This is a genomic window from Paenibacillus polymyxa (assembly GCF_001719045.1).
Classification (GTDB): domain Bacteria; phylum Bacillota; class Bacilli; order Paenibacillales; family Paenibacillaceae; genus Paenibacillus; species Paenibacillus polymyxa_B.
The window spans coordinates 3,735,445-3,750,727 of the sequence record NZ_CP015423.1; the positions used below are offsets into that span (position 1 = coordinate 3,735,445).

Annotated in this window: 16 protein-coding genes; 9 read left to right on the forward strand and 7 right to left on the reverse strand. The window is 48.0% G+C overall.

Annotated elements, in window-relative coordinates; translation table 11 throughout:
- Nucleotides 1–47 precede the first annotated feature (47 nt).
- The 5 genes from AOU00_RS16690 to AOU00_RS16710 all read right to left on the reverse strand — a co-directional run bounded on the left by AOU00_RS16690 (nucleotide 48) and on the right by AOU00_RS16710 (nucleotide 5,603).
- A complete protein-coding gene (locus AOU00_RS16690) occupies nucleotides 48–1,025 on the reverse strand; it encodes a FecCD family ABC transporter permease (protein ID WP_069291126.1) in 978 nt (325 codons plus the stop codon).
- Nucleotides 1,022–2,026, reverse strand: coding sequence for a FecCD family ABC transporter permease (locus AOU00_RS16695; RefSeq protein ID WP_069291127.1), 1,005 nt, complete (start codon nucleotides 2,024–2,026; stop codon nucleotides 1,022–1,024). Before AOU00_RS16695 ends, AOU00_RS16690 begins: the two co-directional genes overlap by 4 nt.
- Complete coding sequence (locus tag AOU00_RS16700; protein ID WP_069291128.1) at nucleotides 2,023–3,003, reverse strand: ABC transporter substrate-binding protein; 981 nt, start codon at nucleotides 3,001–3,003, stop codon at nucleotides 2,023–2,025. The genes AOU00_RS16695 and AOU00_RS16700 overlap by 4 nt, the downstream gene beginning before the upstream one ends.
- A gap of 205 nt (nucleotides 3,004–3,208) precedes the next feature.
- A complete protein-coding gene (locus AOU00_RS16705) occupies nucleotides 3,209–3,937 on the reverse strand; it encodes a response regulator (protein WP_069291129.1) in 729 nt (242 codons plus the stop codon).
- Entirely contained in the window at nucleotides 3,930–5,603 is a 1,674-nt protein-coding gene (locus AOU00_RS16710; RefSeq protein WP_069291130.1) for an ATP-binding protein, read from the reverse strand. The genes AOU00_RS16705 and AOU00_RS16710 overlap by 8 nt, the downstream gene beginning before the upstream one ends.
- A gap of 161 nt (nucleotides 5,604–5,764) precedes the next feature.
- Here AOU00_RS16710 and AOU00_RS16715 point away from each other — a divergent pair, with 161 nt between their 5' ends.
- Together AOU00_RS16715 and AOU00_RS16720 are read left to right on the forward strand one after the other, a co-directional pair.
- Nucleotides 5,765–6,058, forward strand: a complete 294-nt coding sequence (locus AOU00_RS16715) for a putative quinol monooxygenase (protein ID WP_061830873.1) — start codon at nucleotides 5,765–5,767, stop codon at nucleotides 6,056–6,058.
- A gap of 44 nt (nucleotides 6,059–6,102) precedes the next feature.
- Complete coding sequence (locus tag AOU00_RS16720; RefSeq protein ID WP_061830871.1) at nucleotides 6,103–6,927, forward strand: aldo/keto reductase; 825 nt, start codon at nucleotides 6,103–6,105, stop codon at nucleotides 6,925–6,927.
- A gap of 132 nt (nucleotides 6,928–7,059) precedes the next feature.
- On the opposite strand, the gene AOU00_RS16725 is transcribed toward AOU00_RS16720, so the two are convergent.
- Both AOU00_RS16725 and AOU00_RS16730 read right to left on the reverse strand, forming a co-directional pair.
- Complete coding sequence (locus AOU00_RS16725; RefSeq protein WP_061830869.1) at nucleotides 7,060–7,716, reverse strand: SdpI family protein; 657 nt, start codon at nucleotides 7,714–7,716, stop codon at nucleotides 7,060–7,062.
- The gene (locus AOU00_RS16730) at nucleotides 7,713–8,024 is read right to left on the reverse strand and encodes an autorepressor SdpR family transcription factor (RefSeq protein ID WP_061830867.1); all 312 of its coding nucleotides are present in this window, start codon (nucleotides 8,022–8,024) and stop codon (nucleotides 7,713–7,715) included. The genes AOU00_RS16725 and AOU00_RS16730 overlap by 4 nt, the downstream gene beginning before the upstream one ends.
- Nucleotides 8,025–8,240: 216 nt before the next feature.
- Between AOU00_RS16730 and AOU00_RS16735 the strand changes: the two genes are divergently transcribed.
- The 7 genes from AOU00_RS16735 to AOU00_RS16765 all read left to right on the forward strand — a co-directional run bounded on the left by AOU00_RS16735 (nucleotide 8,241) and on the right by AOU00_RS16765 (nucleotide 15,178).
- Entirely contained in the window at nucleotides 8,241–8,852 is a 612-nt protein-coding gene (locus AOU00_RS16735) for an alpha/beta hydrolase (RefSeq protein ID WP_061830865.1), read from the forward strand.
- A gap of 73 nt (nucleotides 8,853–8,925) precedes the next feature.
- Nucleotides 8,926–9,150 carry a small acid-soluble spore protein Tlp gene (gene tlp, locus AOU00_RS16740; RefSeq protein WP_013308822.1) on the forward strand — a complete coding sequence of 75 codons (225 nt, stop codon included), beginning with the start codon at nucleotides 8,926–8,928 and terminating at the stop codon, nucleotides 9,148–9,150.
- Nucleotides 9,151–9,390: 240 nt separating this feature from the next.
- Nucleotides 9,391–10,683 (forward strand): ABC transporter substrate-binding protein, encoded by a 1,293-nt coding sequence (locus AOU00_RS16745; RefSeq protein WP_061830863.1) that lies wholly within the window; start codon nucleotides 9,391–9,393, stop codon nucleotides 10,681–10,683.
- A 27-nt stretch (nucleotides 10,684–10,710) separates the two neighbouring features.
- Nucleotides 10,711–11,673: a carbohydrate ABC transporter permease gene (locus AOU00_RS16750; protein WP_023987071.1), complete on the forward strand. Its 963-nt coding sequence runs from the start codon at nucleotides 10,711–10,713 to the stop codon at nucleotides 11,671–11,673.
- A gap of 3 nt (nucleotides 11,674–11,676) precedes the next feature.
- Entirely contained in the window at nucleotides 11,677–12,516 is an 840-nt protein-coding gene (locus AOU00_RS16755) for a carbohydrate ABC transporter permease (protein WP_029517136.1), read from the forward strand.
- 212 nt (nucleotides 12,517–12,728) lie between these two features.
- The gene (ilvA, locus tag AOU00_RS16760; RefSeq protein ID WP_061830889.1) at nucleotides 12,729–14,015 is read left to right on the forward strand and encodes a threonine ammonia-lyase IlvA; all 1,287 of its coding nucleotides are present in this window, start codon (nucleotides 12,729–12,731) and stop codon (nucleotides 14,013–14,015) included.
- Between the two features lie 188 nt (nucleotides 14,016–14,203).
- Complete coding sequence (locus AOU00_RS16765; RefSeq protein ID WP_069291131.1) at nucleotides 14,204–15,178, forward strand: arabinan endo-1,5-alpha-L-arabinosidase AbnA; 975 nt, start codon at nucleotides 14,204–14,206, stop codon at nucleotides 15,176–15,178.
- The last annotated feature ends 105 nt before the right edge of the window (nucleotides 15,179–15,283 follow it).

The following is a 15,283-nucleotide window of genomic DNA, read 5'->3' on the forward strand; positions in this document are numbered from 1 at the left end:
GGTATAGTACTGCGTTTAGCTGCGCTGCGCAACTTCTTATCCTCAGCCTATCCGCTGTCTTTTTGTTTGCGTTCCCGCAGCAATAGATACAAAAAATATGGCGCGCCAATGACGGCTGTCACGATGCCAGCGGGAATTTCGAGCGGCGGCTTCAGACCTCGTCCCAGCGCGTCAGCAAGGACGAGAATCAGGGCGCCGATCATCGCCGAACCGGGCAATAGATAGCGGTGGCGATTGCCAAATAACCGCCGTGCCAGATGCGGTGCCAGCAGTCCAATAAATCCGATGGAGCCGATGGCAGCGACACAGGAGGCAGCCAAGGCGACTGACACGGCTAGCAGTCCTGTACGCACACGCTTCACGCTAAGTCCCAGCCCAGCAGAGCTTTCCTCATCTAGGCTCATAATGTCCAGCTTGCGCTGTAGTGTATAGGCGAGAGGCAGCAATACGATTAACCACGGCAGTAGCCCATACACTTCGTCCCAGCCTTTGCCCCACAGACTTCCAGCTAGCCAAGTGAGCGTGTCGCTGGCTTCGAGTGGATACTTGACCAGTATATAATCGGTCGCAGCCTGAAAAATAGCGCCCACCGCCAGTCCGGTCAAGGCTAGCATATTGGGACGCATGCCTCCCTTCATCGAAAGCTGTACGAGCAACAGTGCAGCTAGCCCAGCCCCGACAAAGGCGGCTACAGGCAGCAGCGCCACTGGGGATGAGGGCAGCAGCACGATGACGAGAACCGCCGCAAAGCCGGCCCCCTTGGAGACACCTACCACATCTGGCGAGGCTAGCGGGTTGCGGATCATGCCTTGCAGCAGAACACCGGCTACTGCCAGCCCAGCTCCGGCCATGATGGCCAGCAGACCGCGTGGCAGCCGATAATGATGAACGATGAACCAGGAAGAGGCACTCCGGTCCGTCAGAGCCTTGATCAGCTCAGAGGGCGTAATGTAGGTGCTGCCCACGCCTATAGCTATAAAAGCAACACCTAGCATGAGCGCGAGTAAAATCCACAGTTTTTTCATCGTGAAGCCCTCCCGTTCTTATGCGCCAGATATAAAAAGAAGGGCGCACCCACCAGCGCGGTTACAATGCCAACAGGTGATTCATAAGGAAATGCAATAAATCGTCCAAGCACGTCTGCATATGTCAGCAGCAGAGCTCCGAAGATTGCAGACAGGGGAATGACCCGTTTGTAATTGTCGCCTGTAAACATCTTGATGATATTCGGTACCATCAAGCCTACAAAGCCGATGGAACCGGCTACCGCTATGGCAGAGCCTGCCAGCATAATCACTGAGGCCGAGGCCAGTAGACGGACAAGACGTACGTTTTGTCCCAATCCCTGTGCGACCTCCGTCCCGAGGCTCAGCACAGATAGCGAGGGGGCCAGCGCCAGCGCAAGAATCATACCCACGGCGAACCATGGTAGCACCAGACGCGTGTCGGCCCAAGTGGACCCGTCGATGGCTCCGGCGAGCCAATACAGCACATCAGATATTTGCTCGTTGAACACGAGCAGTCCTTGGGTGATGGAGGCCAGCAACAGATGCACGGCCATCCCGGCAAGGGCCAACTTGACCGGCGTCATGCCCGCCGTTCCGGCCAGCCCGTATACGAAGGAGCCACCTGCGATGGCCCCGGCAAAAGCAAAATAAATACTGCCGGACGATCCGATATTCGGCAGCAGCACGACGGACAGCACGACAGCCAGCGAAGCGCCTGAGCTGACCCCGAATACCTGCGGCGAAGCCAACGGGTTGCGTGTGATGGCCTGCATCAGGGTTCCAGCCACGGCAAGCCCGGCCCCGACAATTAGGCCAATAACGGCACGCGGTAGGCGTACCGTCAAGACAATGAGCTGATCCTTAGACGGATGCTCCGTGAACAGCGCAGTCAGCATGGTGGGGATGTCCATCCTGACTGGGCCAATCGCCACGCTAAGCAGCAATCCAGCCAGCAACGCAGCGATAAGTGCAAAGAAGACCGGCTTATTCAGCCGGTCGCGTGAGGCTTGTCCGATCAACGGGAGCCGTCTCCTTTACTTTGCGCGGGATACAGAAGCGAAATGGCTTGCTCCAGTATTTTTTCGGCTGAGCCGAGTCCACGGTATCGGGTCCACAGTGCCCGGTTTACTTCGTAAACTTCCCCTTTTTTGACGGCCGTAATGTTTTGCCAAAGCGGGTTTTGCTTCCATTCCGCAATCAGCTTCTCATCGGCTTCCACCAAAAAGATCACATCAGGATCCGCTTGTGAAATTTGCTCCAGCGTCAGCTTGACGGTAGGCTCGCTTGTATTTTGAAGGGCATTGTGGATACCCGCTTGCTCCAGTAGTTGTCCATCAAAGGATGAAGCGCCGTGAGCCGATAGTGAATCAGAACGGAATACCCCTAGTAATACGCTGCGTGGCTCACCAGCTTTGATGCCTTCTTTCAACTTTTCCATTGTAGCTTTATGCGTAGCGAGAATTTGCTCGCCTTTTTCCTTCTCACCCAACGCATCGGCGATGACACCGAAGGATGCCAAGTTTTGTTCATAGGAGGAATTGCGGCTCTTTAGAACAATGGTCGGAGCAATCTCACTAAGTTCTTTGTATATGCTTTTATGACGATTCAGATCAGCAATAATCAAATCCGGCTTCAAGGAGCTGATCGTTTCCAGGTTTGGTTGTTTGCGTGTGCCTACTGGTGTGAAGTCGATTTTCTTGCCGAGCAGCCCATCAATATCATCGTCATTTTCCTGAGCTATACCGACAGGAGTTACGCCCAGTTGGGTTGTGGCATCGACAAAAGAGAATTCCAGGGTTACGATTCTTTTGGGTGTACCTGTAACTTTGGTTTCTCCCATCTCATGTTTAATGATTCGAGTGTCGCCTGTTGCTTGAGGTGCTACTGCGCTGTTATCTTGTGACTGGCTTCCACATCCCGCCATAATGACCGTCAGTAGTGCCAGGACCGCTGCAAGCAGCATACCTGTGCGCAGTGGTTGTTTCGGTGTTGCCATATGTTATCCCCCGTTCCAGTATGATTATCAGAGAAACTGATAATCATTATCAATCAACTAACTAACTGTTGATCATTCTAGCAATCGGGAAGGAGGACGTAAATAATGTGGTTATTTAAACCGTTTTGATCGATTAAGTGAATTAAATTCAATAAAATTATGAATAGGAGGAGGGGGAAGTACCAGGACATCAGAGTTGGACGGTTTATGCATCCCTCCGCTGTCGGCGATAGATACGCTCCGGTCTGCCGACGGTTCCGTACACCTGATCGTGGTGCGCGTCGCCACTTTCCACTAAATACTCCAGATACCTTCTGGCTGTAGAACGGCTCATATCCAGCTCAATTCCCACTGTACCCGTAGTCACCTCACCCCGTCGATTCAGGAGATCTAGCACTTTGTCGCAAGTTACTTTATCAATGCCTTTGGCCCATAGTTCTCCAACTCCGTTCCCCGCCATCCGACCGGTGCCCGCGCTTTGAAGCAAACTGTCAATTTCAGATTGTTCGACTGTGGATTGTTCCTCTTGCCATGTTGTGATTTGTCGCCGAAATCGGGCATATTCCTCCAAGGTCGCACGCAATCTCTCGAATATAAGCGGCTTTACGATAAAATCAAACACGCCTGCTCGAACGGCTTGTACCACTGTTTCAGCTTCTTTGGCGGCAGTCAGCATAATAACATCTGTACCCGGATAGTGTTGCTTGATGAACGATAGCAGGGTTAGACCATCCGTGTCAGGAAAATAAACATCCAGCACGACTAGAGGAGGACGGAGCACGTCCAGTTGAAGTTTTGCCTCAAATTCGTTCGTCGCGATTGCACATACGGTGAACCCGTCCACCTTTTCAATAAATCGGCGGTTAATCTCCGCAATTCGCGGATCATCTTCAATAATAAGAACCTCAATGTCCGATACAACCCGCTCATTCATGGGCATAACCTCCTTTTGCATCATTACTCGTATCTGTCCTAATTAAAGGAATGTATACCTCAAAAATACTTCCTCCACCAGGACGTTTGTGCACTTCTATAGAGCCGCCCATTCGTTCAGTGTACTCCAGCACGAGAGCAAGGCCATATCCATGTCCTGCTTCTGCTTTGGTCGAAGCTCCTCTGACAAACAACTTTTCTTGGATATCGTCCGAAATTCCCGATCCGTTATCCGCAACTTCGACGATGATGGCTTCAGTCGTTTCTTCAAGCCGGAACCAGACCTGTCCGTCAGAGATGTAGGACATCGCAACAGCTTCCATGGCATTGTCCAGCAGGTTTCCGGCTATGGAAGCGAGAAAGGACCACTCCAACGTAGGGGACTGGGTTGAGAATGCTCCTTTAATATCAGAATGGAGTAAAACCCCTTTTTCCAGCGCCTGTTTCTTCTTACCGATCAGTAGGCTGGCGATGATTGAATCGGTGAGGAGAGCTGTGCCAATCGGCCTGTGTACACGATATTCCTCTGATTCCTGGGTGATAAAGTCCACCGCTTCGTCATAACACTCCAACTGAATCAGGCCGGATATGAGATACAGCCGATTGGCGTATTCGTGTGTTTGTGATCGCAGTACTTCCGCGTAATCTTTGACCTCTGTCAACTGTTGTGTCATGTGGAGCAGTTCGGTCTTGTCACGCAGACTGGCAACCGTGCCCATGATGCGACCGGAACGATCCTGGATCGGCACACGGCTGACGACTACAATTCGCTGCTGGACCTCAATTTCCTTATTCCATATGTCCTGTCCCTGATCTTGCCCCATCGTTGAATGCTCTACTGTGTAATCGGCAACAAGCATATCAACCAGTACATCTGGAACACCTGTCAAGTGGCGAAGGTCGCATCCGTAGATAGAGGTTTCCGCGGGGAGTCCGATCAAGCGAGCTGCCTGTGGATTGGCAAGTGTGATTTGTCCGTTACTATTCACCGCGATAATTCCTTCGCCGATGGACTCAATAATAGCTTGCTTTTCCTGGTACAGCCGTCCGATTTCCACTGGCTCCAGTCCATGCAGTGCGCGGCGTACCCGTTGCGCTATAACCAGGCTTCCCAATATGCCGATCATCAGCGCGCCCACCATAAACCAGAGCCATGCATATGTGTATGTACGAATATTTTGCTGCACATCTGTCATTAAAAAACCTACAGAGACGAGCCCGATGGCCTTACCTTGCGTATCATAAACGGCTGTTTTGGCGCGTATTGACGGTCCGAGAGAGCCCGTCGATTCAGTGATAAAGGACTGCCCTTGCAGTACCTTATCATTCATGGGGTCTATCATAGGCGTGCCGATGCGCTCTGGGTTTACATGCCACTGCCGGATGAGATGACGATCAGCAATAGTAATAAAATCAGCGCCGCTGCTGGCTTGGACAGGTTTTATGACCTCGTTGATACGCGAACGCAATTGCGTCGTCTCAGTCTGCTCCAGAGCGTCTCTGACCTGCGCATCTACGGCGAGGGTATTGGCGACGGTGAGCGCCCTTTCTCCGATTTCATCATATAGAGCGGACGTGATCATATATCGAAAGGATAATCCCAACAGCCCGGTAACTACCAGTACTAAAAGGGATATAAATACCATTAGTTTTGTCTGAAAACGCATATGCCTTCACCGCCGTTAAACAAAATATAGGAGGAACGGATCTGCCGATCTTCTCCCCCATACGATCTATTTTACTGTATTACAGAAACGCCCGCACTTTTATTCTTTCGAAAGAATGGTCTATAATAGAAATAGTTACATAATACGAGGAGGAACATAAAATGATTATTATTCATGCCGATATGAAAGTTTTACCTGAAAAAAGAGAGGCTTTTTTGCAACAAACCGAAGGGCTGGTCAGCGCATCCCAAGCTGAAGAAGGCAATGTACGCTACACGTTAATGCAGGATCTGAATGATCCCAACGCATTTACGATGGTTGAAGAGTGGAAAGATGCTGCTGCTGTAGATTTCCATAATAATTCTGCCCATTTCCAGGCATTTGTTGCCGCGGCTAAAGAATTGTTGGCTGCTCCGCTTCAAGTGAATGCTTTTCAGGATGCAACTAAACTGTAATCATCCCGTTGGATCATTCATAATCAGGAACAGGAGGAATAGACATGGGGAACATTGCGGATACAACTGTACTGAATAACGGAGTTCAGATGCCTTGGCTCGGTTTTGGTACTTACAAGGCGGAAGGCAATGAGGTCTACGAAGCGGTCAAAACAGCTATTGGGGTCGGTTACCGTCACATTGATACAGCGGCGATCTACGGTAACGAGGAACTGGTTGGACAAGCCATTCGTGATAGTGGGACGTCTAGAGAAAATCTGTTTGTAACCACCAAGCTATGGAATCAGGATCAGGGCTACGATTCAACACTGCGTGCCTTTGAGGAAAGCCGTAAGCGGCTGGGTCTGGATATCATTGATCTGTATCTCATTCATTGGCCTGGCAAGGATAAGTACAAGGAAACCTGGAAGGCATTCGAACGACTGTATGAAGAAGGAAGCGTACGCGCTATCGGAGTTAGTAACTTCCAAGTTCACCATCTCGAAGACCTCCTCAAAGACAGCAACATGGTTCCTGTCATCAACCAAGTGGAGCTTCACCCTCGTCTGACTCAACAAGAACTGCATCAATACTGCCGGGAGCACCAGATTCAGCTTGAATCGTGGAGTCCACTGATGAAGGGGAAATTAACCGAGCAAGCGGACATCGTTGAGATTGCTGCCAAATACGGTAAAACCTCTTCGCAGGTTATTTTGCGTTGGCATCTGGATCGGGGGATTGTGACGATTCCCAAATCTGTAACCCCGCATCGTATTCGCGAAAATGCTGATTTATTCGACTTTGAATTGACGGCTGAGGATATTGAACGAATCAATGGTCTTCATCTGGATGAGCGTGTTGGCACGCATCCCGATAAGCTGCTGTTCTAATATTAAAGATTAAATGTACAAAGAACCTCCTATTCTACGTTAATCGTGGATGGGAGGTTCTTTTTTTATTTATGCATTGGGATCATCTCATACGCTTTTGTCCGTTTGGACAGAGTTACCACGTCCTGTATCCTACTGTTGATTTAATTTGCGATGCAGGAGGAAGGAGTAGAGGATGGGGGTGACGACGGATATACCCAGCCCGGTGAGAAAAATGACCGTCCCGGCCACTCCACCGACCCATGCCGCTACCAAGCCCGAAGCACCACCGAGCATCATCATAGGTCCGCCGAAACGGTGCGTTTTACGCCACACCTCGGGGTTAGACAGAGTCCACGGCGTGCGGATACCGAAGGTATAGTTCGGCTGTACCTGAGTCAGAAAATTACCCATCACCATCAGCAGCAGGCCTATTATCCCCAAAATTACAGCATTCATTTGCAGTCGTATGTTCAGGTTATACAGCAGCATTCCCCAACCGGCTATAGCGAGAATGAGCGAAGTGCCTACACGCGTAACCTCATAGGCTTTAGCAAATTTCTCGAAATTTGCTCTGTTGGGGTCCATGTAGCGGGATAGCCGAAGGAGCAAAGGCACCAGCCCCAACAGCACCAGCATGAGAATAGAACTGTTTTTACTCATATACCCGTCTGCTGTATTGTCAAAGCTAAAATGAGAGGCCAGCACATCGGGAAGCCGGTTATACAGTAGTAAAGCGCCTATAGCAGGTGATAAGGCAATCAAAGTCGTCAAAACATCCGTCAAGCTCCAACGTGTTCGCAATTTCATTCAGATTCCTCCGCATCCTTAATATGATTTACATTTTTCTTGGCAGGGGTATCAGAGTGGGCGATACTGAACATCCAACCGATGACATCCGCCACAACCGTTGTATGCAGGGTGTAGATAATGTTTTGCCCCTGTCGTTCATCCAGCACCAGCCCAGCCTGCTTCAGGATATTGAGATGGTGGGAGATACTGGGCTTACTAATTTGAAAATGTTCAGCCACTTCGCCTGCGCTCATACTTTTCTCCTTTAAAAGCTGTAAGATTGTACGCCGGGTCGGATCAGCCAAAGCTTTGAAGGCATCGTTCAAAATACATTTCCTCCTTTAGATATTTAGATAATATTCTAAATATCTAACATCATAGTAAAATAGAGCTATACTACATGTCAATGGAACAAGTCATCATTTTAGAAAAAAGATTTAGATCAGACTCATTAGGTTTGTAAAAGGCAGCGAAGTTGGCTATAATTAATTTATAATAAAAATAAGAATCTTAATTTAAAGAAAATTGAGGAGGAAATATAAATGAAACACGTATTTCGTAAAGGAACTCATCCGCAAGCCCCAGTTATTTTGCTGTTGCATGGTACAGGCGGGAACGAACAAGACCTGATACCTTTGGCTGAGATGGTAGCACCGGGAGCTTCTGTATTAGGCGTGAGAGGAAATGTGCTGGAAAATGGGATGCCGCGTTTCTTTCGCCGTTTGGCAGAAGGAGTGTTCGACATTGAGGATCTCGTATTTCGCACCAAAGAATTGAGCGAATTTGTGGACACAGCTGCAGAGCAATACGATTTTGATCGTAATAACGTGGTGGCTCTTGGCTATTCCAATGGTGCAAACATAGCCGCCAGCATGCTCTTTCACGATGCAAAAGCGTTACGTGGAGCTATTTTACACCATGCAATGGTGCCGTTGCGTGGGCTGGATTTGCCCGCTTTGAATGGTATCCCTGTATTTTTATCTTCCGGTGAGAATGATCCCATTGTTCCGATTTCGGAATCTCAGGAGCTGCAAGCATTATTGGAAGGGGCCGGAGCGCAGGTGGAAGCATATTGGGAACGCAATGGTCATCAATTGACGCGGACTGAAGCCGAAGCCGCAGGAAAGTGGTTTGGGGAGCATTTTAATGCATAAAATGATCCGATAGCGATCAAGCTACGGATTAGCGCTCTACTGAGCGACCCCATTATTAGGAGGCGACAAACGAATGGCAAAACCAGATAATCGAGCCGACAATGTTGAACATTTGCAACAAAGTATTCAGAACACACAGCAGAACCTGCATGAAGCTGAAGGATATCTAAACGAATTTTCCTCTGAAATCAGCAACGAGGAGCGTAAGCAGATCGAAGAAAAAAATAATCGTCGTAAAGAAAGTATTAGATCATTTCGGGAAGAAGTGAAGGACGAAGCAGCACATTCGCAAGAATAATTTAAAAAGCGCGACCCAATTCCGAGTTTCAATTGGAATTGGGTCGTTTTTTTATGCAAAAATCATCATAGCCTCATACAATTCATTTTCCCCCTATAATGCAAGGGGGACGCTAATCTGCATTGAAAATAAATATTTTATAAATAATGTTGTTGTAAACTAATTTGTATTGATGTTAAATAATAAAAGAAAGCGCAATCATTTATGAATTAGGATTTCATCATGCGAAGGGGGAAGGATATGCTGCTGCAAAGAAAAAGCATGGCTTTGATGCTTATGGCGGTGGTTTTGATGGCTGGACTGCTGCAAGGCTGTTCTTTCAAGACCGATGAAAAGGATGGGCCGGGAACAGAACTTGTATTATGGACGTTCAATGAACTGCATGAGAAGTTTTTTCTGCAAATGGCTGACCAATGGAACCAACAGCACCCTGATGAACTGATTAATTTGAAAGCGAATACATTCCCCTATGACAACCACCACAGCAAGCTGTCGATTGCGCTGCAATCAGGGGTGGGAGCGCCGGATATCGCGGATATCGAGGTGAACAAGATCGGTAATTTCCTCAAAGGGATACCGCAACTGGTCCCACTCAATCCGGTGATTGACCCAGAGATCAAAAACATTGTGCCTTCCAGAGTACAGATTTACGGTAAAGACGGGAAGTATTACGGTATTGATTTCCATGTCGGGGCCGAAGTGATGTATTACAATAAAGAAATTTTGGATCAGGCGGGGGTAGACCCGGATTCCATCGTCACCTGGGCAGACTATGCTGCTGCAGGCAAGCAAGTGCTGGCGAAAACAGGCAAGCCGATGGCGACCCTGGAAACGAATGACCTGTGGAACTATTGGCCGATGATCTCCCAGCAGAATTCGGATTTTCTGGATGACAAGGGCGAGTTAACGCTGGATAACGAAACGAATATTAAAACACTCGAGTTTCTTCAGCAGATGGTAAAAGACAAAATCGCTATTCCCGCACCAGGCGGCGGGCACCACATGGAGGAATACTACGGGTTTATGAACAAAGGTGGGGCCGCTTCGGTATGGATGCCGATGTGGTATATGGGACGTTTTACGGATTACATGCCTGACCTGAAAGGGAAAATCATCATCAGACCCATGCCAGCGTGGGAAAAAGGCGGTTTTCGCTCAGCGGGTATGGGCGGAACCGGAACAGTAGTCACGAACCAATCAGAGCACCAAGATCTGGCGATGCGCTTTCTAGCCTTTGCCAAGCTATCCAAGCAAGGGAATGTGGAGATCTGGAAGCAGCTTGGTTTTGATCCCATCCGCAGTGAAGTGTGGACCATGCCGGAAGCCAAAGCCAAGAATAAATTTACGGAGTATTTCGGAACGAATATTTTTGACACGCTCATCGAAGTCAAAGATGAAATCAATGCGGTGCATATCGGACCGAAAACACCTGATATTGCCAGTGCTGTGCGCAATAAAATACTTTATCGGACACTACAGAATGGCGAAGATCCAGCCACGGTGCTACATGAGCTGGCAGATGAACTGAGATAGACCCCAACAGGAAAGGGAGTGAGATTCATGGCAACGCCCGTTCATACGAACGCTAATGTACCGACAGGTCAGCCGCCACAACCTCAGCGTCCGACCAGAAGCCGATGGAGTCGCTTTATTCATTCCAGCCGTACGGCACCGTATGTGTTTGTCCTTCCATTTTTACTGTCCTTTGCGCTATTTTTTGCCTATCCAGTCATCTCGACGGTCATTATGAGCTTTCAGGAAGTCCTGCCAGGGATAACAACTTATGTTGGACTGGAAAATTATAAGGACTTAATCAATCCTACGTTTGGAAAGGCGATATTGAATAGCGTCCTGTATACGCTGCTTACACTAGTCGTGCTGATTCCTCTGCCGCTGGTATTGGCAGTATTGCTGAATTCGCCTAAAATGCCGGGCAGAGGGTTGTTTCGCTCCGTGATGTTTATACCTGCACTAACCTCGGTGGTGGTAGCAGGAACGATCTTCCGCCTCATGTTCGGGGAATTGGATGGTTCGCTGATGAACTCCCTGTTGGGGGTATTCGGTCTGGAGCCTTACAAATGGCTAATGAATGCGAACACCGGCTTTTTAGCGTTGATTGTGCTGGCCTTGTGGAGATGGTTGGGCGTAAATATGTTGTACTACATGTCGGGACTCCAGAACATTCCTCCTGAGTTGTATGAGGCTGCGCAGATTGATGGAGCCAGTCGTTTCGATTCATTTTGGCGGATTACGATTCCTATGCTGAAACCAGTAACGATCTACGTATTTACGATTAGCATTTATGCGGGTTTGTCTATGTTTACGGAGAGCTACATGTTGTGGAACGGAAATAACTCTCCGAACGATATTGGTTTAACAATTGTTGGCTATCTCTATCGCCAAGGTCTAGAGCAGAACAGTATGGGCTTCGGAGCTGCGGTGGGCATTGTATTGCTCGTATTTACACTAGTGCTGAACCTGATCCAGCTCAAATTTTTCGGCATGTTCCGGAAGGAGGATTAAGCGATGGCTCAGAAACAAAAAGGCTCGTTATCCGCATTGCTCGTTGTCCTGTTTATTCTATTTGCCGGATTTGCCCTGTTTCCGCTATTTGCTGTGACGCTTGCCTCGTTCAAGCCATCGACGGAGCTATTGCGCTACGGATTGAATCTTAAGCTGGAGTGGGACATCATGTCCCTGAAAAACTATGCGTTCATCTTTCAGGGGACGACGGATTATTTTCAATGGTACTGGAACAGTATTGTCATTACCGTCTTGTTTACGGTGTTATGTCTGATATTGTCCGCGATGGTAGGCTATGGTCTGGAGATGTACCGTTTTAGATTGAAAAATGTGATTTTCACACTGGTGCTGGTCGTGATGATGATCCCGGTAGAAATTATCATGCTGCCGCTCTACAAGCTAATGATCGGCATGAAGCTGATCAATACGGTATGGGGTGTAATTCTACCATTTGTCGTTGCGCCGATCCCGATCTTTTTCTTCCGTCAATATTTGAGTGGTGTTCCCAAGGACTTCATGGATGCTGCGCGGGTTGACGGCTGTTCAGAATATGGCATTTTCGTACGGATTATGATGCCTCTGATGGCGCCTGCATTTGCGGCAATGGCTATTTTGCAGGCGATGAACAGTTGGAATAACTTCCTCTGGCCGATGATTGTATTGCGTACCAACGACATGCTGACACTGCCAATTGGACTGTCCAGTCTGCTGACGCCATATGGCAACAATTATGATGTGCTGATCGCGGGGTCCGTTTTGGCTATTTTACCGATTCTCGTCGTGTTCCTGTTCTTCCAGCGTTACTTTATTGAAGGGATGACGGCAGGTGGAGTAAAAGGATAATCGGAAAGGTATTAAATAGAGCAATGGAGTACAAGAAATGTGCAACGTCAGAAAAGGCTGATCGGGCATTGTCCCGGTCTGCCTTTTTTTTAGATTCGATTGATTTTCATTCTCATTTTCATGACGATCATCTGCACAAGCTATGGGTAAACGTGGTATGATATTTGAAAGATTTCAAATACAGAAATATTCAGGCGGAGCGTGGAGAACCTATGGAACCAACAGAAACCCAGAAAACTGACCCGGCCATGGCGTCAGCCGTTGGCATGGAGGATATTGTACGAGCGCATCATATGCTGCGTGAGGTGATTGTACGTACACCTTTACAGAGGGATGCCGTCCTATCGGCCAAATATAACTGTAATGTGTATCTGAAAAGAGAGGATCTCCAAGTCGTGCGGTCCTTTAAAATCCGTGGAGCTTACAACATGATCCGCAGCTTGACTCCTGAGCAAATGGAAAAAGGCATCGTGTGTGCGAGTGCGGGGAATCATGCGCAAGGTGTGGCTTTTTCATGTAACGCACTTGGTATCCACGGTAAAATATTTATGCCGAGTACAACGCCTAATCAGAAGGTGAAGCAGGTTCGTCGCTTTGGCGGTAACAGTGTAGAGGTCATTCTGACCGGAGACACGTTTGACGATGCTTATGATGAGGCCATGAAGGTGTGCAGCGAGCAGGCAATGACCTTCATCCATCCGTTCGATCAGCCGAAAATTATTGCGGGCAATGGTACGATTGCGATGGAAGTGATGGAGAGCCTAGATACACCTATGGACTATGTGTTCGTAACGATTGGCGGCGGCGGTTTGGCGGCAGGCGTAGGTACGTATGTTAAAACCGTGAGTCCGTCCACCAAGGTAATTGGCGTGGAGCCCCTCGGTGCGGCGTCGATGACGGAAGCGATGCGTTTGCGCAAGGTCGTTACACTGGATCAAATAGACAAGTTTGTTGACGGAGCTGCGGTGAAGCGTGTGGGTCAGCTGACATACGATATTTGTAAACACACCTTGGACGATATTGTGAAGGTACCGGAAGGCAAAGCATGTACCGCGATTCTGGAACTGTATAATGAAAATGCGATTGTTGTGGAGCCTGCGGGTTCACTGCCTGTTGCAGCACTTGATTTGTATCGCGAGCAAATTCAAGGCAAAACGGTTGTCTGTATCGTCAGCGGTGGTAACAACGATATAGATCGTATGCAGGAGATTAAGGAACGGTCCCTAATTTACGAAGGACTGAAGCATTATTTTATGGTGAATTTCCCGCAAAGAGCCGGGGCACTGCGTGAGTTTCTACAGGATGTGCTTGGACCGGACGACGATATTACTAGGTTTGAATATACGAAAAAGAATGATAAGGAAAATGGACCAGCTCTGGTCGGCATTGAGCTGTTCCACAAGGAAGACTATCTTCCTTTAATTGAACGAATGAACCGCAAGGGGCTTAAATATACGGAACTGAACAAAAACGAAAATCTATTTAATATGTTAATTTAAAAAGGAGCCTACGGGCTCCGTTTTATGTATAATGCATAGTTTATAAATTTCTTTTTATTTGAAATAAAGCGTTTACAAAACTGATTATGATAGGTTAATATATGGGTAACTTCATAAGTATAAACACTAACGTAATAGATGTGTCACCTGATTTTTATTATAAGATACTCATTCGGAGGTGCGTAAGAATGTTGGAAGCATGGAAAAAATCAGTACAGAGTAAATTGACCCGAACGGCGTTTGCTGCTGTAACCTCGGCTGCTTTAATGCTGTCAGTGATGCCATCTGCATCCGCAGAGCATTGGGCGTTAACTGGCGATGTGGCAGTGCATGATCCGTCTATTACGAAGGAAGGCAACGCATGGTATATTTTCTCCACAGGGCAGGGGATACAGGTTCAAAGATCGGACGACGGACGCAATTTTTACAGATTGCCGCAAATATTCCTGTCGCCCCTATCATGGTGGAAAACGTATGTACCTAAGCAGAAGCCTAATGATGTATGGGCACCGGATGCTCAAAAGTACAATGGACGAGTATGGGTTTACTACTCCATTTCTACTATGGGGTCCCGCACTTCGGCCATCGGATTGACTTCTGCGACGAGCATAGGAGCGGGAAGCTGGAGAGATGACGGATTGGTGCTGCGTACGACGCAATCTGACGATTATAATGCCATTGACCCGAATTTGGTCATTGACACTTCCGGTAACCCATGGCTTTCCTTCGGTTCATGGAATACGGGTCTGAAAATTACTCGTTTGGACAAGAATACGATGAAACCTACGGGCCAGATCTATTCTATCGCTAAGCGTACCGCTGGTGGTTTGGAAGCGCCACATGTTACATACCGCGATGGCTATTACTATCTGTTTGCTTCCATTGATAACTGCTGCCAAGGGGTAAATAGTAATTACAAAATCATTTACGGTCGCTCCAAGAATATCACCGGACCCTATGTAGACAAGAGCGGTAAGAATCTGATGGATGGCGGCGGAACCGTACTGGATGCAGGGAATGACCGTTGGAAGGGACCGGGCGGACAATCTATCTATAACAACAGTGTAATTGCGCGTCATGCCTATGATGCCACCGATGACGGAAATCCAAAGCTTCTGATTAGTGATTTGAAATGGGATTCGGCAGGCTGGCCTACGTACTAAAGAGAGGACGGTTTGGAGTCACCTGTGTAGTAAAATCATATAGATATATTCAAAAACTGTTCCTCCTTAAGGGGAACAGTTTTTGGCTTGCAATGTCATAGAAAC